20 protein-coding genes are annotated in these 23,335 nt (G+C 72.1%); 5 read left to right on the top strand and 15 right to left on the bottom strand.

What is annotated here, in order from left to right:
- Positions 1 to 28 precede the first annotated feature (28 nt).
- Positions 29 to 685, top strand: a complete 657-nt coding sequence (locus ACBI99_RS02130; protein ID WP_375071555.1) for a hemerythrin domain-containing protein — start codon at positions 29 to 31, stop codon at positions 683 to 685.
- Between the two features lies 1 nt (position 686).
- On the opposite strand, the gene ACBI99_RS02135 is transcribed toward ACBI99_RS02130, so the two are convergent.
- Positions 687 to 4,082 (bottom strand): BTAD domain-containing putative transcriptional regulator, encoded by a 3,396-nt coding sequence (locus tag ACBI99_RS02135; protein ID WP_375071556.1) that lies wholly within the window; start codon positions 4,080 to 4,082, stop codon positions 687 to 689.
- A 159-nt stretch (positions 4,083 to 4,241) separates the two neighbouring features.
- On the opposite strand from ACBI99_RS02135, the gene ACBI99_RS02140 reads away from it, so the two are divergent.
- Complete coding sequence (locus tag ACBI99_RS02140; protein WP_375071557.1) at positions 4,242 to 5,342, top strand: winged helix DNA-binding domain-containing protein; 1,101 nt, start codon at positions 4,242 to 4,244, stop codon at positions 5,340 to 5,342.
- Here ACBI99_RS02140 and ACBI99_RS02145 read toward each other — a convergent pair.
- The 3 genes from ACBI99_RS02145 to ACBI99_RS02155 are packed head-to-tail and all read right to left on the bottom strand — an operon-like array spanning position 5,313 to position 8,236.
- The gene (locus ACBI99_RS02145) at positions 5,313 to 6,125 is read right to left on the bottom strand and encodes a carbohydrate ABC transporter permease (protein ID WP_375071558.1); all 813 of its coding nucleotides are present in this window, start codon (positions 6,123 to 6,125) and stop codon (positions 5,313 to 5,315) included. The genes ACBI99_RS02140 and ACBI99_RS02145 overlap by 30 nt on opposite strands.
- Positions 6,126 to 6,998 carry a carbohydrate ABC transporter permease gene (locus tag ACBI99_RS02150; RefSeq protein WP_219510543.1) on the bottom strand — a complete coding sequence of 291 codons (873 nt, stop codon included), beginning with the start codon at positions 6,996 to 6,998 and terminating at the stop codon, positions 6,126 to 6,128.
- Positions 6,995 to 8,236, bottom strand: coding sequence for an extracellular solute-binding protein (locus tag ACBI99_RS02155; protein ID WP_357592823.1), 1,242 nt, complete (start codon positions 8,234 to 8,236; stop codon positions 6,995 to 6,997). The genes ACBI99_RS02150 and ACBI99_RS02155 overlap by 4 nt, the downstream gene beginning before the upstream one ends.
- Before the next feature lie 119 nt (positions 8,237 to 8,355).
- Here ACBI99_RS02155 and ACBI99_RS02160 point away from each other — a divergent pair, with 119 nt between their 5' ends.
- Entirely contained in the window at positions 8,356 to 9,117 is a 762-nt protein-coding gene (locus tag ACBI99_RS02160; protein ID WP_357592821.1) for an IclR family transcriptional regulator, read from the top strand.
- Positions 9,114 to 10,067 carry a sugar kinase gene (locus ACBI99_RS02165; RefSeq protein WP_219510544.1) on the top strand — a complete coding sequence of 318 codons (954 nt, stop codon included), beginning with the start codon at positions 9,114 to 9,116 and terminating at the stop codon, positions 10,065 to 10,067. The genes ACBI99_RS02160 and ACBI99_RS02165 overlap by 4 nt, the downstream gene beginning before the upstream one ends.
- Positions 10,068 to 10,070: 3 nt before the next feature.
- Here ACBI99_RS02165 and ACBI99_RS02170 read toward each other — a convergent pair whose 3' ends face one another.
- From ACBI99_RS02170 to ACBI99_RS02190, 5 genes are read right to left on the bottom strand one after another with little or no spacing between them, the layout of a single operon-like run.
- Entirely contained in the window at positions 10,071 to 10,979 is a 909-nt protein-coding gene (locus ACBI99_RS02170) for a dihydrodipicolinate synthase family protein (RefSeq protein ID WP_219510545.1), read from the bottom strand.
- Positions 10,976 to 11,965: an ABC transporter ATP-binding protein gene (locus ACBI99_RS02175; protein WP_357592819.1), complete on the bottom strand. Its 990-nt coding sequence runs from the start codon at positions 11,963 to 11,965 to the stop codon at positions 10,976 to 10,978. Before ACBI99_RS02175 ends, ACBI99_RS02170 begins: the two co-directional genes overlap by 4 nt.
- Entirely contained in the window at positions 11,958 to 13,907 is a 1,950-nt protein-coding gene (locus tag ACBI99_RS02180) for a dipeptide/oligopeptide/nickel ABC transporter permease/ATP-binding protein (RefSeq protein WP_375071559.1), read from the bottom strand. Before ACBI99_RS02180 ends, ACBI99_RS02175 begins: the two co-directional genes overlap by 8 nt.
- The gene (locus ACBI99_RS02185) at positions 13,904 to 14,863 is read right to left on the bottom strand and encodes an ABC transporter permease (protein WP_364176335.1); all 960 of its coding nucleotides are present in this window, start codon (positions 14,861 to 14,863) and stop codon (positions 13,904 to 13,906) included. The genes ACBI99_RS02180 and ACBI99_RS02185 overlap by 4 nt, the downstream gene beginning before the upstream one ends.
- 6 nt (positions 14,864 to 14,869) lie before the next feature.
- The gene (locus ACBI99_RS02190) at positions 14,870 to 16,477 is read right to left on the bottom strand and encodes an ABC transporter substrate-binding protein (RefSeq protein ID WP_357592817.1); all 1,608 of its coding nucleotides are present in this window, start codon (positions 16,475 to 16,477) and stop codon (positions 14,870 to 14,872) included.
- 150 nt (positions 16,478 to 16,627) lie between these two features.
- Here ACBI99_RS02190 and ACBI99_RS02195 point away from each other — a divergent pair, with 150 nt between their 5' ends.
- Positions 16,628 to 17,338, top strand: a complete 711-nt coding sequence (locus tag ACBI99_RS02195; RefSeq protein ID WP_219510550.1) for a FadR/GntR family transcriptional regulator — start codon at positions 16,628 to 16,630, stop codon at positions 17,336 to 17,338.
- Positions 17,339 to 17,376: 38 nt separating this feature from the next.
- Here ACBI99_RS02195 and ACBI99_RS02200 read toward each other — a convergent pair whose 3' ends face one another.
- The 6 genes from ACBI99_RS02200 to ACBI99_RS02225 are packed head-to-tail and all read right to left on the bottom strand — an operon-like array spanning position 17,377 to position 23,332.
- Positions 17,377 to 18,390 carry a DUF2804 domain-containing protein gene (locus ACBI99_RS02200; protein WP_246646195.1) on the bottom strand — a complete coding sequence of 338 codons (1,014 nt, stop codon included), beginning with the start codon at positions 18,388 to 18,390 and terminating at the stop codon, positions 17,377 to 17,379.
- Positions 18,391 to 18,401: 11 nt separating this feature from the next.
- Complete coding sequence (locus tag ACBI99_RS02205) at positions 18,402 to 19,805, bottom strand: NAD-dependent succinate-semialdehyde dehydrogenase (protein ID WP_375071560.1); 1,404 nt, start codon at positions 19,803 to 19,805, stop codon at positions 18,402 to 18,404.
- The gene (locus tag ACBI99_RS02210; RefSeq protein WP_219510553.1) at positions 19,798 to 20,463 is read right to left on the bottom strand and encodes a GntR family transcriptional regulator; all 666 of its coding nucleotides are present in this window, start codon (positions 20,461 to 20,463) and stop codon (positions 19,798 to 19,800) included. Before ACBI99_RS02210 ends, ACBI99_RS02205 begins: the two co-directional genes overlap by 8 nt.
- 13 nt (positions 20,464 to 20,476) lie before the next feature.
- On the bottom strand, positions 20,477 to 21,637 hold the full coding sequence (locus ACBI99_RS02215; protein ID WP_375071561.1) for a mandelate racemase/muconate lactonizing enzyme family protein: 1,161 nt from the start codon (positions 21,635 to 21,637) through the stop codon (positions 20,477 to 20,479).
- Positions 21,638 to 21,644: 7 nt separating this feature from the next.
- Positions 21,645 to 22,463: a carbohydrate ABC transporter permease gene (locus ACBI99_RS02220; protein ID WP_219510556.1), complete on the bottom strand. Its 819-nt coding sequence runs from the start codon at positions 22,461 to 22,463 to the stop codon at positions 21,645 to 21,647.
- Complete coding sequence (locus ACBI99_RS02225; RefSeq protein WP_308126029.1) at positions 22,457 to 23,332, bottom strand: sugar ABC transporter permease; 876 nt, start codon at positions 23,330 to 23,332, stop codon at positions 22,457 to 22,459. The genes ACBI99_RS02220 and ACBI99_RS02225 overlap by 7 nt, the downstream gene beginning before the upstream one ends.
- Positions 23,333 to 23,335: the final 3 nt, after the last annotated feature.

Below are 23,335 nucleotides of genomic sequence, written 5' to 3' on the forward strand. Positions count from 1 at the left end.
GGCAAGAGGCGGCGCGCATGCTTCCGGCATGAGCACCGTGAAGCTGAGCACCGTGAAGATCCCGGCGGTCGCCCCCCGCCGGCCGGACGAGCGCGAGCCCGACCTCACCTCGATGTACGTCATCCACCGCGCCATGCTCGCCGACCTGCGCCGCCTCGCCGCGGCCTGCGCGCGGGGAGGGCGGGACGGCCCGGTACGCGCCTACACGGCGGCGCTCCTGACCGAGGTCCACCACCATCACGCGAACGAGGACGACCTGCTGTGGCCGGTCATCGAGCGCACCGCGGGCCATGCCGTGGACCTGTCCCCGTACACCGACGACCACCAGGCGCTCGGCCCGGTCCTGGACCGGTGCCGGGCGGCGCTGGACCGGGACCTCGCGGCGCTCGGACACGCCCTGACCGAGCTGCTGGAGCTGCTCGACGACCACATCGCGGAGGAGGAGTCGGAGCTGTTCCCGATCATCTTCCGGTTCGTCCCGTACGAGGCGTACGCGTGGGTGGAGAAGCAGGTCGGCAAGCGGGCCACGCCGCGTCAGCTGATGTTCACGGTGCCGTGGCTGCTGCGGTACGCCACGCCGGAGGAGGGCGCGCGGCTGCTCACGGCGGCGAGTCCGCCGCTGCGCCTGCTCGTCCCCGCCCTCAGGCTCCGGTACGCGCACCGCGAGATGCGGACGTTCGGCTGAGTCAGGCGAGCGCCGCGCGGCCCGCCTCGCGCCAGGCGGCGACGCCGGCCCGTTCCGCCACCTCCAGGGCCTGCCGGTAATGGGGCTCGGCAGGGCGTCCCAGGTAGGCGGCGAGGTCGCCGAGCACCTGGGCGGTGGGCCAGACGGCCAGGTAGCCGGTGCCGCCGACCGGCTGCCCGGCGTACGGCAGCAGCTCCTCGTACGCGCAGGCCGCCCGCGCCCGGTCGTCCAGCGCCACCCCGAGCAGGCCGCGCACGGCGGTGAGCAGGTGCCAGAAGTAGTCGCGCCGCAGCGGCCTGGCCGGGACGGGCACCAGCGCCCGCGCCTCGGCGACCCGCCCGGCATGGCAGAGCGCCAGCGCGTACAGCTCGGCCGTCTGGTCCCGCCACGGCTCGTAGGCGGCGAGCGGCTCCAGCCGTGGCAGCAGCGGCGTCAGGTCGCCGCGCAGCAGCCGCATCCCGTACAGGCCGAGCGCGAGCAGCCCGGTCTCGTGCTGCCACATGCCGAGCCGCCCGGCCAGCTCGGCGGCGGCGCGGTAGCGGGCCTCGGCCGCCACGTCGTCACCGGCCAGCACCGCGCGGAGCCCGTCGTAGAAGCCGGTGACGACCAGGGTCAGCGGCAGGTCGTACCGGGTGGCGAGGTCGCGGGCGACCGAGGCGTGCGCGTCGGCGGCGGCGAAGTCGGCCTCGCCCGTGGCCGCCTGCATGAGCATGAGCCGGGCCAGCGCCTCGACGGTCACGTCCGAGCCGGACAGGGCGAGCAGTTCGGTCCCGATCGCCTTGCGCTCGGCCAGGCCGTCGTAGCGGAACGACTGGTGGAAGCGGCCGTTGAGCGCGAGCACCAGCAGCGGGCGGTCGCCCAGGCGGCGGGCCATCGCGACGGCCTCGCGGGAGGCGAGGTAGCCGCGTTCGGTCGGCTCGCCTTCGAGCTCGAAGCCCAGCGTGGTGAGCAGCCGGCAGCGGGTGCGGCTGTCGCCCGGCGGCAGCGTGGCCAGCGCCGCCTCCACGGCGTCGATGAGCGCGGTGTCGAGGCCACCGTACTCGCGGTTGCTCCAGAACGTCGGCACGTCGAACGAGACGATCACCCGGGCGAGCAGGGCCGGGTCGCCGAGCGGGAGCGCGTCGCGGACGGCCCGCTCGCGGTGCGCGCGGGCGGCGACGAGCCTGCCGGAGTTGGCCAGCGACGAGACGAGGCCGAGCGTGAGCTCCAGGCGTTCGCGGGGGTCGCCGGTGAAGGCGTCCAGCGCCTGCTGCCACAGCGCGGCCGCCTCCTGGTGCGCGAAGCGGCGTCCGGCCTGCTCGGCGGCCAGCCGGGAGTAGCGCACGGCCTTGGCCGAGTCCGCGCCGCCCGCCGTGTAGTGGTGGGCGAGCGCGGCCACGTCGCCCGGGTCGTGCTCCTCGATGGCCCGCGCCACCCGCTGGTGCATCCTGGCCCGCCTGATCCGGGACAGGTCGTCGTACAGCGTGTCGCGGATGAGCGCGTGCGCGAACCGCAGGCGGCCCGCCCGGGGCTCGGTGAGCAGGCCCGTGACCAGCCCGGCCTCGACGGCGTCGAGCACGCTCTCCTCGTCCGCGCCGCTGACGGCGGCCAGCACGTCCACGTCGCTCTCCCGGCCGATGACCGCGCCGTGCCGCAGGATCGTCGCCGCCTGCGCGGGCAGCCGGGCGACACGGCGGCGCAGCACCTCCCGCACCCCCGCCGGGATCGCCGCCGGGCCCTCGGCGTCGAGCAGGCGCGCGGTCTCGCGGACGAAGAACGGGTTCCCGCCGGTCCGCTCCGCGATCTCCGCCACCGTGCCGGGCGGGGCCGGGCGGCCCGTGGTGGCGCGGATCAGCTCGGCCACCTCGGCGGCGGCCAGGCCGCCGAGCTCGATCCTGGCGGGCCCGTGCGCGGCCAGCGCCGCCAGCGCGTCCGCCAGCGGCTCGCTGGGCTCGGTGTGCCGGTATGAGCCGACCACCAGCACCGGCAGCCCGGCGGTCTCCTCCACCACGTGTACGAGGATCGCCAGGGTCTCGGCGTCGGCCCGGTGCAGGTCGTCCAGGACGAGCAGCAGCGGCTGCCCCACGCCCGACACGAACGCGCTCACCGCCCGGCGCAACCGGAACCTCGCCGTGGCCACGTCGCCCCGCACCGGCGCGTCGAGCAGCAGAGGCGCCAGCGGCGCGGCGTCGGCGGGCGGGAAGCGGGCGGCCAGCTCGCGCAGCAGCTCCGCCCACGCCCAACCGGCGGGCGCCCCCTCGTGCTCCGGGCACCGCCCCCACGCGGCCACCCACCCGGCGCCCGCCAGCCTCGCGCGCACCTGCTCCATGAACGCCGTCTTCCCCGCCCCCGGCTCCCCGCTCACCAACACCACCCCGCCCCGAGCCTCCCCGCCCCCGGGAAACCCGCCAGCAGCCGGAACCCCCGGAGCGGGCGAAACCCCCGGGGCAGCCGAAGCGCCGCCCGAAACGGCCGACGCGGCCGGCGCGGGCGGAACCGCCGGGGTGGCCGGGAATCCCGAAGGTCCCGCAGCATCGGGGAGCGGCGGGGTCCCTGGGGTGGGCGGGTAACTCGGGTGGGTGGTGAGGGTGAGGACGGTGGCCAGTTCGGCGTGGCGGCCTATGTACGGGCCGGCGGGGGCCGAGGGGGTGGAGGGCCGGGCGGGAGGCGGGGCAGGGTCGCTGAGGTGGGGGGCTTGGGCGAGGATGTCCTGTTCGAGGCGCCGCAGTTCGGGCCCGGGGTCGACGCCGAGTTCGTCGGCCAGGACGGCGCGGGCGCGGCGGATCGCGCCGAGGGCGTCGCCCTGGCGGCCGCACCGGTAGAGGGCCCGGGCCAGCAGCGCCCAGGCGCCTTCGCGCAGCGGGTGTTCGCCGGCCAGCCGTTCCAGGTCGGGGATGACGCGGGCCGCCCCGCCGAGCCGCAGGACGGCGCCGGCGTGCCGTTCCCTGGCGGTCAGCCGCAGCTCCTCCAGCCGGGCGGCCTCCGCGTCGGCCCAGTGGGAGCCCGCGAACTCCTGGTAGGCGGGCCCGTGCCACAGCGCGAGCGCCTCGGCGAGCGGTTCTGGCCCGGCCTCCGGGTCGCCGACGAGGGCTTCGAACCGCCAGGCGTCGACCGCTTCGGCGGGGAGCCGCAGCGCGTAGCCGGGCGGCTGGGTGACGAGCACCTGGGCCGGGGAGCGGGGCGGGCGGCCGGGTTCGAGGGCCCGGCGCAGGTTGGACACGTACGACTGGACGGCGGCGAGCGCCTTGGGCGGCGCCTCCTCTGCGTAGAGGTCGTCGATGAGCCGTTCGACCGGCACCACCTGGCCGCCCGCCGCGAGCAGGCGGCCGAGCACCGAGCGCTGCCGGGGCCTGCCCAGCGCGACCGGCTCGCCGCCGAGGCGGGCGGCGAGCGGTCCCAGGACCTGGAATGTCAGCACTGGTCCTACTTTTCCAGGTTGCCGGGGAGCCTGGAAGCCGGGCGGGTTCGGGCGCATACTCCCGTTGGGGAGGGCAGACCACAGCCCGGCGTCTCCCGCCGGTTCCGCTGGGGCTATCGCGGCACGGGACCTGCCGCGATAGCCCCTACCGTGGTGCGCATGAACCCTCTCCTCACCAGCAGGGCGCTCAACCGGGCCACCCTCGACCGCCAGCTTCTCCTGTCCCGCGCCGAGCTGCCGGTGACGGACGTCGTGGAGCGGGTGGGCGGTTTGCAGGCGCAGACGCCGCACACCTGGTACACCGGCCTGTGGAACCGGATCGAGGGGTTCCGGGCGGCGGAGGCGTCGGCGTTGCTGGAGTCGCGCGCGCTGGTCCGGCTGGCGTTGCAGCGTTCGACGATCCACCTGGTGACGGCCCGCGACTGCCTGGCGATGCGGCCGCTGCTCCAGGTGGTGACCGAGCGGATGACCAGGTCGACGTTCGTCAGGAAGCTCGGCGACGTGGACCTGGCCGAGCTGGCCGCGTACGGGCGGGAGCTGGTGGAGGCGGAGCCGATGACGTTCGCGGCGCTGGGCAGGGCGCTGGCGGAGCGGTGGCCGGGTGAGGATCCGCACGCGCTGAGCCAGGTGGTGCGCTGGCTGGTGCCGCTGGTGCAGGTGCCGCCGCGCGGCCTGTGGGGCAGGAGCGGCCCGATCGCGCACACGAGCGCGGAGTCGTGGCTCGGCTTCGAGGCGCCGGCGATGACGCCCGCCGAGCTGGTCACGCGCTATCTGCGGGCGTTCGGCCCGGCGACGGTGATGGACGCGCAGACGTGGTCGGGCCTGACGCGGCTGGGCGAGGTGGTGGAGTCGATGGATCTCGTACGGTTCCGCGACGAGCAGGGCCGGACCCTGTACGACCTGCCGGACGCCGAACGCCCGTCGCCGGAGGTTCCGGCGCCGGTGCGGTTGATGTACGACTTCGACAACCTGTTCCTGTCGCATGCCGACCGGTCCCGGGTCATCACGGAGGCGGGGTTCGCCGCGCTGGGCGGTTTCATGGGCACGAACGTGATGCCCCGGGTCATCCTGGTCGACGGCGTCACCGCCGGGGACTGGACGGTGACCAGGGCCGGGAAGGTGTCCACGCTGGGTGTCCACCAGTGGACGCCGATCAAGGACCTGGACGCGGTGGCCGAGGAGGGGTTGCGGCTGCTGGAGTTCCTGGCCCCCGGCGACAAGCATGAAATTTCAGTCTTTGATGGCCCCTCCAAGTCCTGACACCAGCTTCCGCTGCACCCCCACGAAGAAGATCAGCACCGGGATCGTCATCAGCGTCGAAGCCGCCATGATCCCGCCCCAGTCGTTCTCGTCCGGCTTGAAGAAGACGAGCAGCGCGGCGGGCAGGGTCTGGCTGTCCTTGGCCGAGATGATGAACGTCCTGGCGAAGATGAAGTCGTTCCAGGCGGTGATGAAGGAGAACACGGTGGTCGCCACCAGCCCGGGCGCGACCAGCGGGAACAGCACCCGCCACAGGATCGTGGCGCGCCCGGCCCCGTCGATCATCGCCGCCTCCTCCAGCGCCTCCGGCACGGCGGCGACGAACCCGCGCATCATCCAGATCGCGAACGGCAGCGAGAACGCCAGGTGCACCAGCACCAGCGAGCCCAGCGTGTTGAGCAGCCCCAGGTCCCGCACGACGAAGAACAGCGGGATCGTCAGCGCCTCGACGGGCACCATCTGGGCGATCAGGAACATGATCAGCACCGTGGTCCGGAACCGGAAGTGGAACCGGGTCACGGCCACGGCCGCCAGGAACGCCACGAGCGCCGACAGCACGACGACCGAGAGCGCGACGATGGCGCTGTTGACGAAGTAGCGGCCGAACCCCTCCCCGGTGATCACCCGGGTGAAGTGCTCGAGGGTCGGGTTGAGCGTCCACGGCTTGACGTCGAGCGACTGGATCTCCCCGGCGGGCTTGAGCGCCGAGACGACCATCCAGTAGAGCGGGAACGCCGTCAGGAACGCCACGACCAGCGCCACGGTGTTGGCCACGTGTCGCATCTACAGCCTCTCCCCCGTGCGATAGAGCGCGCGGATGTAGAACAGGGTGATCACCAGCAGGATCAGCGTCATGATCACGCCGATCGCCGAGCCGAGCCCGTACTCCGACGACCCGAAGGCGGTCTGGTAGGCGTAGACGTTGAGCACCGAGTTCTGCCCGGCGATGCCGCCGCCGTTCGTCATCACGTAGATCTGGGTGAAGATCTTGAAGTCCCAGATGATCGACTGGATGACCACGATGGTGATGAGGGGCCGCAGCATCGGCACCATCACCCGCCAGAACGCGTGCCACGCCGACGCCCCGTCGAGCGAGGCCGCCTCCAGCACCGAGCCGGGGATGGCCTGGATGCCCGCGTAGAGGGTCAGCATGACCAGCGGGAAGGAGTGCCACACGACGGTGGCGCCGACGACGCCGAACGTCACCCACTTGTCGTAGAACCAGTTGAACCCCTCGATGCCGAGCGTCTGGTTGACCAGCCCGAGGTCGGCGTCGAACAGGAACATCCACACCGTGGACCCGGTCATCGCCGGGGCCGCCCACGCCCCGAGCGCCGCCAGCGACAGCGCCGCCCGGGGGATCGGCGAGACGCGGGTGAGCAGCACGGCGAGCGCCGCGCCCACCGCCAGCGTGGCGACGACGAGCGCCGCGGCGAACCCCACGGTCTGCAGCAGCACCTGCCAGAACCGAGGGTCGCCGAGCACGTCCGCGTAGTTCCCGGCCCCGACGAACGTGGTCGGCTGCCCGCCGCTGACCTGGGCCTGGCGGTAGTCGAACACCGACAGCAGCCCCAGCATGTAGACGGGGTAGCCGAACAGCGGGACGAGCACCGCCGCGGCGGGCAGCAGGTAGAGCCAGGGCCGTGCGCGCCTCACGAGCGGCCGAACGCTGCCTTGACCGCGGTGGCGGCCTCGGTGGTCGCCTCGTCCACGCTGGACTGGCCTGTCGCGACCTTCTGCAGCATCGTCGGGATGACCTTGCCGTTGTCGATCTTCACCCAGGCCGGGTCGATGGGCACGAACTTCGTCCCCGCCGCGACCGTGTCCAGGAACGGCTTGAGGAATGGCTCCTTGCCCGCCACCTCGGTACGGGCCGAGGTCAGCGTCGGCAGGTTGCCCATCGCCTCGTACATCTTGACCTGGTACGCCTTGCCGCCCAGCAGCTTGACGAAGTCGACGGCCAGGGAGCGGTGCTTGGCGTTCTTGAGCACGCCGAGGTTGTTGCCGCCGGCGAACGCGGGCGCGAGCGAGCCCTTGTCGAAGCCGGGCAGCGGCACGACCGCGTACTTGCCGGCGGCGGCGCCCGCGTCGACGGCCGAGCGGTTGAAGTTGCCGAGGATGCCCATCGCGGCCTTGCCGCTGGCGAACAGCTCGACGGTCTTGCCGCCGGTGAGCGAGGCGCACGCCTGCGGCGGGCAGACGTCGTCGGACAGCAGGTCGGTGTACGCCTTGACGCCCTTGCGCGCTTCGGGGCCGTCGAGGCTGGTGATGTCGCCGCCCGCGGCCCACACGAACGGGAGGGCGCCGAAGGTGTACTCACCGCCGACCGCGATGCCGTACAGGTCGGGCTTCTTCTTGCGGATGGTGCGGGCGGCGGCCGTGAGCTCCTCGATGGAGGTGGGCGGCTGGAGGCCGAGCTCGCTGAAGACGTCGGTGCGGTAGTAGAGGGAGCGGATGCCGATGAACCACGGCAGCCCGTACTGCTTGCCGTCGACCGACGCCGACTGGAGCAGCTCGGCGGTCATGTCCTGGCCCTGCAGGTCGGCGGTCAGGTCGGTGAAGCCGCCGGCGGCCGCGTACTCGGCCAGGTCGGTGTTGCCGTACTCGGCCACGTCGGGCGCGCTGGCGGGGTCGTTGAAGGCGCCCTTGAACTTCTCGTGCCGGGCCGGCGTGGTGGGGATGTAGGTGATCTCGACCTGGACGCCGTCATGGGCGGCGGTGAACTCCTTGACCGCCTCCTGGACGACCTTGTCCTTGGGGGCGCGGTTCGGCTCGTCGAACAGCCACACGCGCAGGGTTCCGGTCTTCTCGTCGCCGCCGCCGGTCGCCGGCGCCGTGGACGGCGCGCAGGCCGTCAGCACCACGAGGGCGGCAGCACAGTAAAGAAACCTCACTATTACCTCCTCGCCGTGACAGTAGGAAGGCGGCGGGTAGCTGGGAAGTGACTGTCGGAGTTGTTCTGCATTGCACAACGCTGTGTTGCAAAACCGAAACCTGTCGTAGGCTGGCGCGTGTGCCCGAACGCAACCAGTCCGCCTCGCTCAGACGCGCCCTGGTGGTGCTGGAGCACGTGCGTGACCACAGCGGGCTCACGCTGACCCAGCTCGCCGAGGCCGTCGGCCTGCCCAAGAGCACCGTGCTGCGGCTGGCCGCGCCGCTCGTCGACGCCCGCCTGCTGGAGCGCGACAGGAAGACCGGCGCCTACCGGCTCGGCCACGGCTCACTCCGGCTCGGCCAGTCCTACCTGTCGTCGCTCGACCTGCGCGCCGTCGCCGCCGAGGAGTCCCACCGGCTCATGAGCGAGGTGCGCGAGACCGTCCACCTGGTCGTCTACGACCCGCCGCACGTCGTCTACATCGACAAGGTGGAGAACCAGGCCAACGTCCGCATGGCCTCCCGCATCGGCAGCCGCGGCCCGCTCCACTCCACCGCCGTCGGCAAGGCGATCCTGGCCTGGCAGCCCGAGGAGACCGTCGAGGAGGTCGTCGCCGCCGGCCTGCCCGGGGCCACCCCGCACACGATCACCGACCCGGCCCGGCTGCGCGCCGAGCTGGCGAACGTGCGCAGGCGCGGTTACTCCGTCGACGATCGGGAGAACGAACCAGAGGTGCGCTGCGTCGGCGCGCCGATCTTCAACCACCACGACGCCGTCACCGCCGCCATCTCCGTCTCCGGCCTCACCTCGCGGATCACCGCCGCGCGGGTGCGCGAGCTGGGGCCGCTGGTGGCGGGGGCGGCGGCGCGCATCTCGAGAAAGCTGGGCTCCACGCGATGACCGGACTGGTGACCTTCGGCGAGACCATGGCGCTGTTCGCGGCCCGCCGCACGGGGCCGCTGCGCTTCGCCCGGGACTTCGACCTGGGACTGGGCGGGGCCGAGTCCAACGTGGCGATCGGCGTGGCGCGGCTGGGCCATCCCGCCTGCTGGATCGGGCGCGTCGGCGCCGACGAGTTCGGCGACCTGATCCGCTCGACGCTGGCCGGCGAGGGCGTCGACGTGCGCGCCGTCCCCGATCCCGGCGCGCCGACCGGCCTCATGATCAAGGGCAGGCGCACCGCCGACCACATCGACGTCAGCTACTACCGGACCGGGAGCGCCGGGTCCCGCCTCTCCCCCGACGACCTCGACCCGTCGCTCGTCCGGGCCGCCCGGGTGCTGCACGTCTCCGCGATCACCCCCGCCCTGTCCGCGACCGCCCGCGAGGCCGTACGCCATGCCGTCAAGCTGGCGCGGGACGCCGGGGTGACGGTGTCGCTGGACGTCAACTACCGCCGCGCGCTGTGGACCCCGCAGGAGGCAGGCGCCTGGCTGCGCGAGACCGTCGGCGACGTGGACGTGCTGTTCGCCACCGAGGCCGAGGGCCGCCTCGTCACCGGCCCCGACACGGCGGGCGGCCCCGAGGAGCTCGCCTGGGCGCTGGCCGCGCTCGGCCCCGCGCACGTGCTCGTCAAGCTCGGCGCGCGCGGGGCGCTGGAGCTGTCCGGCGGCGTGCTGCGCCGGGCCGAGCCGTACCGGGTCACCGAGGTCGACCCGGTCGGCGCCGGCGACGGGTTCGCCGCCGGATGGCTGGCGGGACTGCTCGACGACGCCCCGCCGGATCGGCGGCTCGACATGGCGTGCGCCGCCGGCGCGTTCGCCGTCACCTCGCAGGGCGACTGGGAGAGCCTGCCCCGCCGCGACGACCTGCGCCTGCTGACCGGGCAGGGCGACGGCGTCAGCAGATAGCCCCTACAGCAGACCGGCCGCCGCCAGGTGCTTGCCGATCCGGCCGGTCTCGTCCTCGTTCAGCGGCACCTGCGGGACCGCCGTGGCCGGGTGGTCGATGATGCCGCGCAGGTGCAGGGCCGCCTTGAACGCGCCCAGCCCCGCCGAGCTGCCGCCCATCCGCGAGCCGCCCACCTGGACGATCTCGAACAGCCTGACCAGGCGCTCCTGCTCCCGCCTGGCCGCCTCCCAGTCGCCCTGCCCGGCCGCGCGGACCAGGTTCACGTAGCCGTGCGGGTCCACGTTGCCCAGGCCCGGCACCACGCCGTCGGCGCCCATCCACAGCGCGCTGTCCACGGTCAGCTCCGACCCGGTGAGCACGCTGAACGGCGGCCGCCTGCCGAGGATCAGCCGCCGCAGCCCGCCGTCGTCGCCGCTGGAGTCCTTCACCCCGGCCAGCGACCCGTCGGCGGCCAGCTCCAGCAGCAGCTCGGCGCTCAGCTTGGTGTGCACCGACACGGGCAGGTCGTAGGCGTACACCGGCAGCCCGCCGCGTGCCGCGAGCGTGCGGAAGTGCGTGGCGATCTCCACCGGATGGGTGCGCGTGTAGAACGGCGCCGTCGCCACCAGCCCGGACGCCCCGGCCGCCGCCGCGACGGCGGCGTGCTCCAGCACCCGGGGCGTGGTCATGTCGATCACCCCGGCCAGCACCGGCACCTGGCCGCCCACGTGCCCGATCACCGTGTCGAGCACCACCCGGCGCTGCGCGTCGGTCAGGTAGGCCACCTCGGAGGACGACCCCAGCACGAACAGCGCGTCCACGCCGCCCTCCAGCAGATGGTCCACCAGCCGCGTCAGCGACCGGGCGTCCACCTCACCCCCAGGGGTCAACGGTGTGCAAACCGGGGGAATCACTCCGGTGAGGGGGGTCATACACGCTCCTGAATCAGTTCGAGGTCGGTGGCGCCGGCCGCCACCGGGTGGTGGCAGTGGTAGAGGTGGTCGGCGTCGGTGACGGCGGGCGGCCAGGCGGCCGCGCACGCGTCGTCGGCCCGCCAGCAGCGGGTCCGGAACGGGCAGCCGCTCGGCGGCCTGGTCGCCGACGGCACCGCGCCGACCAGCGGGATCGGGTTGATCGGTGAGATCAGGCCCGGCGTGGCCGAGAACAGGGCCCGGGTGTACGGGTGCCGCGCGCCGAGCGGGAGCGCCTCGGCGGGCGTCTGCTCGACGATGCGGCCCAGGTACATGGTGACGACGCGGTCGCTCATCCGGCGGACCGTCTGGATGTCGTGCGAGACGAACACCAGGGCCAGCCCCAGCCGCTCCTTCAGGTCGAGCAGCAGGTTGAGGATCTGCGCCCGCACCGACACGTCGAGCGCGCTGGTCGGCTCGTCGGCGACGATCAGCTCCGGCTCCAGGGCGAGCGCGCGGGCGACGGCCACCCGCTGCCGCTGCCCGCCGGAGAGCTGGCTGGGCAGCGCGTCGGCGGCGCCGGAGGGCAGCCCGACGAGCTGCAGCAGCTCGCGCACGCGGGCGTCACGCTGGGCCGGGGTGCCGCGCCGGTGCACGTTGAGCGGGTCGCGCAGCACCTGGCGGACCGGCAGCCGCCGGTTCAGCGCGGTGGACGGGTCCTGGAAGACCATGCCGACGCCGGTGCCGATGAGCGAGCGGCGTTCGGACTCCTTCAGCCCCCACAGGTCGCGGCCCCGGAACGACACCGTCCCGGAGGTCGGCCGTTGCAGCCCGACCAGGACCTTGGCCAGCGTGGACTTGCCGCAGCCGGACTCGCCCACGACGCCGACGGTCTCGCCCGCGCCGACCACGAGGTCCGCGCCGGTGAGGGCGTGGACCCGGTCGCGCGAGAACAGGCCGCCCGAGCGCGCCTTGTGCACGACGTGCACGTCCTTCAGCTCAAGCATGCTGCTCGCTCCCCTGCTGGCTTCCGGTGAGGACCACGGCCGGGTGATGGCAGGCCACCGTGTGCCTGCGGTCGTCGCCCGTCAGCACGGGCGCGTCCGTACGGCACACCTCGGAGGCCATCGGGCACCGGTCGGCGAACCGGCAGCCCGCCGGGAAGTCGGCGGGCGAGGGCACCACGCCGCGGATCTGCGTGAGCCGTTCGGCCCCCGACTCCAGCGACAGCACCGAGCCGAGGAGTCCGCGGGCGTAGTGGTGGGCCGGCGCTCCGACGAGTTCGGCGGTGACGCCGGTCTCCACGATCTGGCCGCCGTACATGACGACCACCCGGTCGGTGACGTCGGCGACCAGCGCCAGGTCGTGGGAGACGAGGATGAGCGCGAACCCGAGCTCCTCGCGCAGCTTCAGCAGCAGCTCGATGACCTGCGCCTGGACGGTCACGTCGAGCGCGGTGGTGGGCTCGTCGGCGACGATCAGCTTGGGCTCGCGTGACAGCGCCATCGCGATCAGCACCCGCTGCCGCTGCCCGCCGGACAGCTCGTGCGGGTAGGACGTCAGCGTGCGGCGCGCGTCCAGGCCGACGAGTTCCAGCAGCTCGGCGGGGGTGCGCCGGCCGCCGCGCCGGCAGACCTGCTTGAGCTGGGCCTTGATGGTCATGGCCGGGTTCAGCGAGGAGAGCGCGTCCTGGTAGATCATCGCCATGTCGTGGCCGAGCAGCTTCCTGCGTGCCTTGCGCGGCATCGTCAGCAGGTGCTGCCCGTCGAAGACGATCTCGCCGCCGACGCGGGCGTTCGCCGGTTGCAGGCCCATGACAGTCAGCGCCGTCAGCGACTTGCCGCAGCCCGACTCGCCGACCAGGCCCAGGACCTCGCCGGGCCGTACGTCGAAGGAGATGCCGTCGACGATGTCCACCCCGGCGTCGAAGCCGATGCGCAGGTCGGTGACCGACAGGATCGGCGGGCCGGCCGGCAGCGGGCGGGCCCGTTCGGCGAGCCGGCGCGCGGCCTCGGCCAGGCCGGGCAGTTCGACGATCTCGCCGGAGCCGGGCCGGGCCTGCTCGAAGGCGTCGTCGTCCTTGCGGACGGCGCTCTTGCGGGCGGCCGGGGCGGCCCAGGCGTCGGAGATGCCTTCGGACAGGATGTTCAGCGCCAGCACGGTGATCAGGATGAGCAGGCCGGGGAAGACCGTGGCCCACCAGCCGCCGAGCAGCACCAGGTTCTTGCCGTCGGCGATGACGCTGCCCCACGACGGGTCGGGCGGGCGCACGCCGGCGCCGATGAACGACAGCGACGCCTCGAACACGATCGCGTCGGCCACCATCACCGTGCAGAAGACCAGCACCGGGGCGGCGCAGTTGATCGCGACGTGCTTGATGATGATGTGCGGGGTGCGCGCGCCGATGATGCGTTCGGCGGCGACGTAGTCCTCGCCGTACTGGGCCAGCACGTTGGCGCGCACGACCCGGGCCACGGACGGCATGTAGAGGAACGCCATGGCCATGACCAGCACCGGGATGCTGCCGCCGAACACCGCCACCAGCACCGCGGCCAGCGCGATGCCGGGGAAGGCCATGATGACGTCGAGCAGCCGCATGATGGTCTCGTCGACGGCCCGGCGGGAGGTGGCCGCGACCGCGCCGATCACGGCTCCGGCGACCAGCGCCAGGCCGGTCGCGCCCAGGCCGATGATCAGCGACCAGCGGGCCCCGTACAGCAGTCTGGACAGGATGTCGCGGTTGGCGCTGTCGAGCCCCATCCAGTGCTCGGCCGACGGGCCGCCGCCGGTGGTGGCCTGGAAGTACGGCGAGTACGGGGCGAGGAGCGGCGCGAACAGCGCCGCCAGCACGACGACGACCACGATGCCGACGGCCAGCCACGACAGCGGCGGCAGTCTCCTGAATCCCACGCCCGGCCTCGACAGGCGTTCCGCCAGTCCTCGTCTCATGCGGCACTCCTGAGCCGGGGGTTGACCAGCAGGTAGAGGACGTCGACCACCAGGTTGACGACCATGAAGCCGACCGCGATCGTCAGCACCACGCCCTGCACCACGGCGGGGTCGCCGTCACGCACCGCGTTGATCATGAGCTGGCCCATGCCGGGCAGCCCGTAGATCGTCTCGATGACGACGGTGCCGCCGATCAGGTAGCCGATGCGCAGGCCGAGCACGGTCAGCGGGTTGATGAGCGCGTTGCGCAGCACGTTGCGGCCGACGACGACGATCGGCGGCAGGCCGCTGCCGATCGCGGTGCGGACGTAGTCGCGGTCCAGCTCCTCCACCATCGAGGTGCGGATGATGCGGATGAGCTGGGCGGCGATCGGCAGCGACAGTGACAGGGCGGGCAGCGTCATCGAGCGCAGCCAGCCGCCGAAGGAGTCGGCCGGGTTGATGTAGCCGCCTGTCGGGAACAGGCCCTCGCCCACCGCCAGCCACTGGATCATGAGCAGCGCCAGCCAGAACGACGGGGCCGCCACGCCGACCAGCGACACCATGCGGATCACCTGGTCCGGCCAGCGGTCGCGGAACAGCGCCCCGGCGACGCCGAACACCAGCGACAGCACGATCCCGACCGCCAGGCCCAGGAACGTGAGCTGGAGCGTCAGCGGCAGCGCCGTGGCGATCGACTCGATCACCGGCTTCTTGGTGAGCACGCTGGTGCCCATGTCCCCTTGCAGCAGGTCGCCGACGAATCGGACGTATCGCAGCGGCAGCGGGTCCAGCAGGCCGTTCTCCAGCTGGAACTGGCGGATCTGCTCGGCGGTCGGGTTCGCGCCCTGGAAGTAGGCGTACTCCGGCTTGCTGTTGGAGAAGCGCATCACGATGAACACGAACGCGACGACGCCGAGCACCAGCGGGATCAGGATCAGCACCCGCCGCGCGAGCATTCTGGCGATCAGGATCATGGCGGCTCAGGTGCGCTTGGCCTGGAGCAGGTTGATGCCGGGGTATGCCTGCGCCCGGACGCCGGAGACCTTCTTGGGGTCCCAGGCGGTCATCAGCTCGGTGTGGACGACGGGGTAGAGGACGGCCTGCTCGGCGATGACGTCCAGATATTTCTGGACCTTGGCGGCCTTGGCTGCCTTGTCCGGCTCCTTGGTGGCCTCGTCCATCATCGCGAACAGGGCCTTGGCGTCCTTGCTGCCGTCGAAGTGGGCGTACTTCATCCAGAGCCCGCCCTCGACGAAGTTGTAACGCAGGATCAGGTCGGCGTCCATGCCGAACTGGTTGGGGTTCGAGGCCGCCGCGACCACCTGGTAGTCCTGGAACTGGTCCATCTTGGTGAACAGCGCCGCCGTGTCCTGCGGCTCCAGCGTCGTCTTGACGCCGATCGCCTCCCACGAGGCGGCGATGGTCGGCAGGCAGTCGGCGATCCAGCTCACGTTGACGGCCATGAGGTTGACCGTCAGGTTGCTGACCCCGGCCTCCTTCAGCAGCGCCTTGGCCTTGTCCGGGTCGTAGTCGTAGACGACCGCGGCCCGCTTGTGGTCGGGGTGGCCCTCGTTGAGGAAGGAGCTGGAGGCGGTGCCGTGGCCCTTGAGCGCCACGTCGATCATCTTCTTCTTGTCGATCGCGTAGTGCAGCGCCTGCCGTACGCGCACGTCGTCGAACGGCTTGGTGCCCGTGTTGAACATCAGGAACATGTGGTTCATGCCCGCGCCGCCCTCGACCGTCAGCCCCTGCTGCTTGAGCTGGTCGACGTTGGCGTACGGGATGTTGTCGGCGATCTGCGCCTCCGCCGAGCCGCCAGAGATCTTCGCGACCCGGGCGGCCGCGTCGACGATCGTCAGCCAGTTCATCTGCTTGACCGTCGCGGGCCGGGGCCCGTTGTAGCCGTCGAACGCCTCGAACGAGGTGTTGGACTTGGGGTTGTGCGCGGTCATCTTGTACGGACCCGAGCCGACGGCCTTGCCGCTCTTGGCCTGGTCCCACGCTCCCGGCTGGGAGAAGACGTGCTTCGGCATGATCTTGGCGATGGTGAGCCGGGGCGCCGCGTCCGGGAAGGCGAACTTGAAGACGAGCTCCACCGTGCGGTCGTCGACCTTCTTGACCTCCTCCAGCCAGGAGCGGAAGAAGTTGCCGACGAGCACGTTGGCCTCGGGGTCGAGCACCCGCTCGAACGTGAAGACCACGTCGTCGGCGGTGACCGGCTGCCCGTCGTGCCACTTGGCGCCCTCGCGCAGCGTGAACTTCCACGTGGTGGCGTTCAGGTCGTCGGGCAGGGCCGTGGCCAGCGCCGGGTACGGCTCGCGGGTGATGGGGTCGGTGTCGAGCAGGCCCTCGTAGATGTGGGTGATGCCGGCCATGGCGAAGGCCGAGGCGGTCTGCGTCGGGTCCCAGCTCTGGTCGTTGCCGTAGCCGATGACGGCGGTGATCAGGTCTTTGTTGGATCCCGCGCCGACCGAGCCGGTCGAAGCCGGGCCTCCGCTGCAGGCGGCCAGAGTGGACGCGATGATCGCGGCCGCCCCTGTCGCTCCGCTGTAACGCAAGAAGTCGCGGCGGCTGAACTCAGGGCTCACGGATGCCTCCCGGGGGGTAGCCCAACGTAGAACGTGGGACATCCCATGTCCTATCTTTTGCGTAAGGTGGACGCTAGATGCGAGGCCTGGTTGCGGTCAACAGGAGGTTTCCGGAATGTTACGCACCAGTCCGCAGAGAAGGGATCTTTCATGACCACTGCCCCGCGCTCACGGCTCAGCCGTGCCGTCGAGGCCCAGGAGGGCGTCAAGGAGCTCATCCTCAAGCGCGGGCTCAAGGCGGGCGACCCCCTGCCCACCGAATCCGAGCTGATGGAAGAACTGCGCATCAGCCGCAACTCGGTCAGGGAAGCGCTGAAGGCCCTGCAAGCCGTCGGCATCGTCGACATCCGCCACGGCTTCGGCATGTTCGTCGGCCGCATGTCGCTCGCCGGGTTAGTCGACGAGCTGACCTTCCACAGCCGCATCACGCTCCAGAACGGCCGCAACGCCCTGGCCAACCTCATCGAGATCCGCGAGATCCTCGAAGTCGGCCTGGTCCAGCGGCTCATCGACCTGGGCGACGCCGCCGACCTCACCGCCGTCGCCGACGTCATGGCCCGCATGGAGGCCGAGGCGCTGGTGGACGACATCTCCCCCGAGACCGACCGGCTCTTCCACGACCTGCTCTACCGGCCGCTCGGCAACCCCGTCGTCAGCCAGCTCCTCGGCGCGTTCTGGGACGTCTACCACCAGTTGCGCGACCATCTCGGCGCCCCGGACGAGTCCCCCGCCGACGTCGCCCGCCGCCACCGCGACATCTACGTGGCGGTCCAGGCGGCCGACAAGCCGGCGGCGGTCACGGCCGTCATCGCCCACTTCGACGGCGTCCGCAACCGCCTGGCCCGCCTCACCCTCACCTGACCCCCCCGCCCACGGCCTCCCCTCGGCCGGGGGTGTCGTCACCAGCGGCGGTAGACCTCTTCGGCCCATCCGTACAGGCCGGAGATCTCCACGACCTCGCCGTCGTCGGCCACCACCGTGCCCCGGTAGTGGCCGAACGCCTGGGCCTCCCGGGTGCGCATGTAGAGGGCGCGCTTGATGTCGGCCTCGCGGACGTGCTCGGGGACGAACTCCAGGTCCACCCGGTCACCGGTGATGCGCCACGGCGCGTTCCAGTCGGTGGTGTCGTAGCGCCAGACCAGCTCCTCGCTGATCTTGTGCACCCGGCCGTCGAGGATGAGCGCGTTCTCGACGCTGCCGGTGCCGTCGGTCCACTTGCCGCCGAGCTGCACGGCCACGTCCCGGCCGCCGGGGCGGCCCGAGGCGGCGCCCCAGTTCCACAGGATCTCGCCGGGCCAGCGGCCCCGGCCGAGATCGAGCGTGGCCAGCGCGTCGCCGGCGGCGAACGCGTACGTCCTGCCGTTGACGCGCACGGTGCCCTCGGCGGGGCGGCCCACGTCCTTGACCGTGTACTGGAAGCGGCGGGTGCTCCACGGCACCACCAGCGACAGGCTCTCGCGGCCCGGCACCCGGTGCACGAGCAGGTCGGCCTCCATCTCGGCGGACTTCAGCCGCAGCCGGGTGCCGTCGGCGGTCTCGTCCACGCTGATCCGCACCGGACCCGCGCCGATGCGGACGCTGCCCTCGCCGCTGCGCGCGGAGAACGACACGCCCCGGGCCGGGACGAGCAGGCCCTTGCTGGTCACCTGCTCGCCGGTGCGGCGGTCCAGGAAGAACGCCGACTCGCCCGCCAGGTAGTCGAGGCTGCTGGCGCTGAACGCGAACACCTGGCCGGGACTGGTCACGCACCAGTAGTCCCAGCGCATGGTGCGGCCCCAGCCTCGGATGTTGGCGCGGTGCAGCGGGGTGCGGCTCCAGCCGACGGCGGCGGGGTTGAGCCGCCCGTCGGGCAGGCACAGGTCGACCCGGCTGGTGATCTCGCGCTCGGCGACCGCGCGCGGGCTCGTGTTCATCGTGCTCTCCGTCATCGCCCCAGCCCGATGCTGAGGTACTTGTACTCCAGGTAGTCGGCCACCCCGTGGTGCCCGCCCTCGCGGCCGTAGCCGCTGCTCTTCACGCCGCCGAACGGCGCCTGCGGCGGCGCGAGCGGCCCGCCGTTGACGGTGACCATGCCGAACTGCAGCTCCTCGGCCACCCGGACGGTCCTGCTCAGGTCGTTGGTCCACACATAGGCGGTCAGCCCGTACGGGGTCGCGTTGGCGCGTTCGACGACCGTGTCGCAGTCGTCGAACTCCAGCACCGGGGCGACCGGCCCGAACGTCTCCTCGCGGCAGACGAGCATGTCCTCGGTGACGCCGCCGAGCACGGTCGCCGGATAGAACGTTCCAGCGCCGCCGGGGCGGACCCCGCCGGTCAGCGCCTTCGCGCCGTGGGCCAGTGCGTCCTCGACGTGCCTGGCGACCTTGGCGACGGCCCGTTCGTCGATGAGCGGGCCCAGCTCGGCGGCCTCGGCCTGCCGGACGAGCTCGGCGGTGAAGGCGGCGCTCAGCGAGGAGTGCACGAAGATCCGGTTGGGCGAGGTGCACGCCTGGCCGGCGTTGAGGAACTTGCTGCGGGCCACGGCCCGCGCGGCGGCGACCGGGTCGGCGTCGGGGAAGACGAGCACGGGCGCGTGCCCGCCGAGCTCGACGCTGAGCCGTTTGACGTCGTGGGCGCTCTGCCTGATCAGCTCCCTGCCGACCTCGGTGGAGCCGGTGAACGACACCTTGCGCACGCGCGGGTCGGCCATCACGGCGGCCCCGAACGCGGCCGGGCGCGACGTGGTGACCAGGTTGAACACGCCAGGCGGCAGCCCGGCGGCGACGAACGCCTCGGCGACGGCGACGGCCGACAGCGGGGTCAGCTCGGCGGGCTTGAGCACGACCGTGCAGCCCGCGGCGAGCGCCGGGCCGAGCTTGCGGGTGATCATCGAGACGGGGAAGTTCCACGGCGTGATGCCGGCGACCACGCCCACGGGCTCGGGCAGCAGCCAGATCCGGTTGTCGGCGTGCGCGCCCGGCACGGTCTCGCCGTAGAGGCGGCGGGTCTCCTCGGCGGCCCACAGCAGGTGGTCGGCGCCGGACAGCACCTCGCCGGTCGCCTCGGCGAGCGGTTTGCCCTGTTCGGCCGTCATGATCGCGCCGATCGCGCCGGCGCGGGCCGCCAGCTCCCGGGCGGCGGCGCGCATGAGGTCGGCCCGCTCGTGCGCGGGCATGGCCCGCCAGCCCGGCAGCGCGGCGCAGGCGGCGTCGATCGCCTGCCCGGTCAGCTCCGGGCCGCAGTCGGCGACCTCGGCCAGCGGCTCGCCGGTGGCGGGCGCGTACACGGTGAACGTGCCGCCGGCCTCCCGCCAGTCGGCCCCGATGAGCGCCCGTCGTGTGTCAGCCATGTGTCTCCTGGATTCCTTCGATCAGCGCCTTCATGGCGGCCATCTCGTGCGCGTGCTGCAGCTCGCTGGCCAGCGAGATGTCGCCGGCCACCAGGGCGTTCCTTATGGCGACGTGCTCGGCGTGCGATTCGGGCAGCCGCCACGGGACCAGGCGGAAGCCGCGCTGGGCGGTCTCCGTCCTGGCCCACAGGCCCTGCAGCATGCGGTGGGTGAGCTTGCTGTTCTCGGTGTCGCACAGCAGCGAGTGGAAGCGCCGGTTGAGCCGGGCGAACGCGGCCACGTCACCGGCGCCGACGGCGATCTCGCACTCGGCGAGCACCGCGTCGACCTCGGCCAGCCGCTCGCCCGCCAGCGGGCGGCCGTCCAGCTCCAGCGCGAGCGCGGTCAGCGCGGCCCGCACGCTGTAGAGCTCGCGCACGTTCTCGACGGTGAACGCGGCGACGACGGCGCCCACGTGCGGGCGTTCGACCAGCCACTCCTCCGAGCAGAGCTGCTTGATGGCCTCGCGCACGGGCGTCTCGCTGATGCCGACCGCCTCGGCCACCACCCGGGTGGTGATCTTCGTGCCGGGAGGCGCCTCACCGGTCATGATCAGGTGCTTGATGTGCTCGGCGGCCAGATCCGCCTTGGTGCGGAACGGGGAACGCGATTCGGCCATGGTGGGGAGCCCTTCAGACCCGCTGGACGGTGAGCGGCTCGATCGCCGCATGATCAAGCTCTACACCGAGTCCGGGTCCTTCCGGAACGGCTACGAGACCGGAGGAATCGGGCAGCAGCGGTTCGGTCAGCATGGCGTGGAACACCTCCGGGACGATCACCGGCGGATCGTAGGGGTACTCCAGCCAGTCGCAGTTCGGCAGCGAGGCGCAGAGCTGCAGGTTGCCGGCCACGCCGAGGCCGGTGGCCCAGGCGTGCGGGATCACCTTGCGCTGCCGGGCGGCGGCCATCGCGCCGAAGTCGCGCAGCGCGCCGATCTCCTCGCTCTCGTTCGCGTCCGGCTGGAAGATGTCGAAGCAGCCGTCCTCCAGCATGCGCACGAGCTGGCCGATGCCGCGGTTGTGCTCGCAGCCCGCGATCGGGATCGGCGAGGCGGCGGTCAGCTCGCACAGCGTGCGGTAGTCGTGCCGGGGCAGCGGCTCCTCCAGCCAGGCGACGCCGAGACCGGCCAGCTCCCTGGCCGTGGTGAGCGCCCGGTCGTAGTCCCAGATCAGCCGGGTGCCGTCGGGGGCGTAACGCCAGCGGGCGGCGGCCTGGTTGGCGTCCACCATGAGGGCCACGCCGGGGCCGACGGCCTCGCGCACGGCGGCGACCTGGGCCACGTCCTCGGCGATGGTCTTGGCGTGGACGCGCAGCTTGATGCCCTGGAACCCTTCGGCGACGGCCTTGAGGCTGTCCTCCACCCGCTGCTCGGGGGTGCGGACCTCGCCGAAGCTCGCGTAGGCGCGGACGGCTCCCGCGTGCCCGCCCCACAGCTTGTACAGCGGCTGCCCGCACGCCTTGCCGACGGCGTCCCACACGGCGACGCCGACGACCCACGGCCTCGGGAAGACGTACTCGGCCACGTACCGCAGCCGGTTGGCGACGTGCGTGGTGGCGAAGGCGTCCAGGCCGACGAGCTGCGGCCGGATCCAGCCGCGGATCGCCTCCAGCAGCATCGGCCCGGTGCCGTGGCCCATGTCGCCGCCGGACACGCCGACGATGCCCTCGTCGGTCTCGACCTCGACGATGACGGCCGACATGGCCCGGTGCGCGCCCTCCGGCGCCCACGACGGCACGAACGGCCGGGGGTAGGGCAGCTCGATCACGCGAGCGCGCACGTCTGTGATCCTCATCGGCCCATCACCCCTTGGTCGCGCCGTCCGCGAGACCCTTGATCAGGTACTTCTGCACGAGCAGCGCGAACACCACGACGGGCAGCACGGTCAGCACGCCGACCGCGGCCAGCGGCCCCCACATCCCGCCCTTCTCGGTGTCGGCCGCGATGCCGGCGATCGCCACCGGGATGGTGACCGCCCTGTCGTTGGTGAGGATGAGCGCGAACAGCAGCTCCTCCCAGGCCAGGATGATGCAGAAGATCAGCGTCGAGACCAGCCCAGTGATGCTCGTCGGCACGATGACGCGGAAGAACGCGCCGAACCGGGAGCACCCGTCGATCATCGCGGCCTCCTCCAGCTCCTTGGGCAGGCCGCGGAAGAACGCCCGCATCAGCCACACCACGTACGGCACGAGGAAGGTCACGTACGCGAGGATGACGGTGATGTACTGGTCGGTGAGCCCGAGCTTCCTGGCGACCAGGAACAGCGGCACGACCAGCGCGATCGGCGGCACCGCGCGGGAGGCGAGGATGAGCCCGCCGACGACGCCGGCGCCGCGCATCCTCATCCGCGACAGCGCGTAGCCGGCCATCGAGCCGGCGATCATGGAGATGGCCGAGGCGCCCACCGCGATGATGATCGTGTTGACGATCCGGGGCAGGATGCGCGCCTGGTGGAAGTAGCTGACGTAGTTGTCGAGCGTGAACTCGCCGAGCCACCGGGGCGGCACCGTGAAGATGTCCTTGGGCAGCTTGAACGAGATGCTCACCATGTAGAGGACGGGGAACAGGAAGGCCAGCGTCACCAGGATGGCCCCGGCGATGGCCGCGTACCTTCTCACCATCGGTTCTCCAGACGCCGGCTCACGCGGAACAGGACAAAGGTGATGAGCATCGTGACGACGAGCACGATCGTGGCCATCGAGGACGCCGAGCCGAACTCCAGGCTCCTGAACCCCTTCTCGTAGATGTAGAGGTTGACCACGTTCGTCGCGTTCCCTGGCCCGCCCTTGGTGGCGGCCAGCGCGATGTCGAACATCTTGACCGCGCCCAGCCAGCGCACCACGAACGCCGCCGCCATCACCGGCACGAGCAGCGGCAGCGTCACGTGCCGCAGCGTGGCCCACCGGCCGGCGCCGTCGGACTTGGCCGCCTCGTACACGTCGCCGGGCAGCGCCATGATCCCGGCGGAGGCGATCAGCACCACGAACGGCGTCCACCGCCACGTGTCGATGATGATCACGCTGGCCATCGCGAGCACCGGGTCGCCGATCCACTCGACGGGCCCGATGCCGACCAGCCCGAGCGTGTAGTTGACCACGCCCCAGAGCGGGTCGAGCAGCATCCGCCAGACGCCGCCCGCGACGACCGGCGCCACCACCATCGGGATGAGGAACAGCGCCCGCAGCACCCCGCGCCCCCGCCAGGGCACGTTCAGCAGGAACGCGATCGCGAACCCGAGCACCATCTGCAGCGGCAGCGCGATCACCAGGTAGACGGCCGTGACCCGCAGCGACTCCAGGAAGCCGGGGTCGTTCAGCACCGCCTCGTAGTTGCGCCAGCCGACCCAGCCCGTCGGCTGGAAGGTGGCCAGGTCGAAGTCGGACATGCTCACCCAGAGCGTGTAGAAGATCGGGTAGAGCAGCATGCCCGCCAGCAGGACCAGGGCCGGGGTGAGGAAGAGCCAGGCGGTGCCCGGCTCTCCCAGCCTCACGCG

This window comes from Nonomuraea sp. ATR24 (assembly GCF_041950485.1).
GTDB lineage: Bacteria > Actinomycetota > Actinomycetes > Streptosporangiales > Streptosporangiaceae > Nonomuraea > Nonomuraea ceibae.

What these genes read in the sequence shown, in the direction of transcription:
- ACBI99_RS02195 (WP_219510550.1), top strand. Translation starts at nt 16,628, where the DNA reads ATGACCACTGCCCCGCGCTCACGGCTCAGCCGTGCCGTCGAGGCCCAG.
- ACBI99_RS02210 (WP_219510553.1), bottom strand. Translation starts at nt 20,463, where the DNA reads ATGGCCGAATCGCGTTCCCCGTTCCGCACCAAGGCGGATCTGGCCGCC.
- ACBI99_RS02170 (WP_219510545.1), bottom strand. Translation starts at nt 10,979, where the DNA reads ATGACCCCCCTCACCGGAGTGATTCCCCCGGTTTGCACACCGTTGACC.
- ACBI99_RS02185 (WP_364176335.1), bottom strand. Translation starts at nt 14,863, where the DNA reads ATGATCCTGATCGCCAGAATGCTCGCGCGGCGGGTGCTGATCCTGATC.
- ACBI99_RS02175 (WP_357592819.1), bottom strand. Translation starts at nt 11,965, where the DNA reads ATGCTTGAGCTGAAGGACGTGCACGTCGTGCACAAGGCGCGCTCGGGC.
- ACBI99_RS02130 (WP_375071555.1), top strand. Translation starts at nt 29, where the DNA reads ATGAGCACCGTGAAGCTGAGCACCGTGAAGATCCCGGCGGTCGCCCCC.
- ACBI99_RS02205 (WP_375071560.1), bottom strand. Translation starts at nt 19,805, where the DNA reads ATGGCTGACACACGACGGGCGCTCATCGGGGCCGACTGGCGGGAGGCC.
- ACBI99_RS02215 (WP_375071561.1), bottom strand. Translation starts at nt 21,637, where the DNA reads ATGAGGATCACAGACGTGCGCGCTCGCGTGATCGAGCTGCCCTACCCC.
- ACBI99_RS02165 (WP_219510544.1), top strand. Translation starts at nt 9,114, where the DNA reads ATGACCGGACTGGTGACCTTCGGCGAGACCATGGCGCTGTTCGCGGCC.
- ACBI99_RS02220 (WP_219510556.1), bottom strand. Translation starts at nt 22,463, where the DNA reads ATGGTGAGAAGGTACGCGGCCATCGCCGGGGCCATCCTGGTGACGCTG.
- ACBI99_RS02180 (WP_375071559.1), bottom strand. Translation starts at nt 13,907, where the DNA reads ATGAGACGAGGACTGGCGGAACGCCTGTCGAGGCCGGGCGTGGGATTC.
- ACBI99_RS02140 (WP_375071557.1), top strand. Translation starts at nt 4,242, where the DNA reads ATGAACCCTCTCCTCACCAGCAGGGCGCTCAACCGGGCCACCCTCGAC.
- ACBI99_RS02200 (WP_246646195.1), bottom strand. Translation starts at nt 18,390, where the DNA reads ATGAACACGAGCCCGCGCGCGGTCGCCGAGCGCGAGATCACCAGCCGG.
- ACBI99_RS02145 (WP_375071558.1), bottom strand. Translation starts at nt 6,125, where the DNA reads ATGCGACACGTGGCCAACACCGTGGCGCTGGTCGTGGCGTTCCTGACG.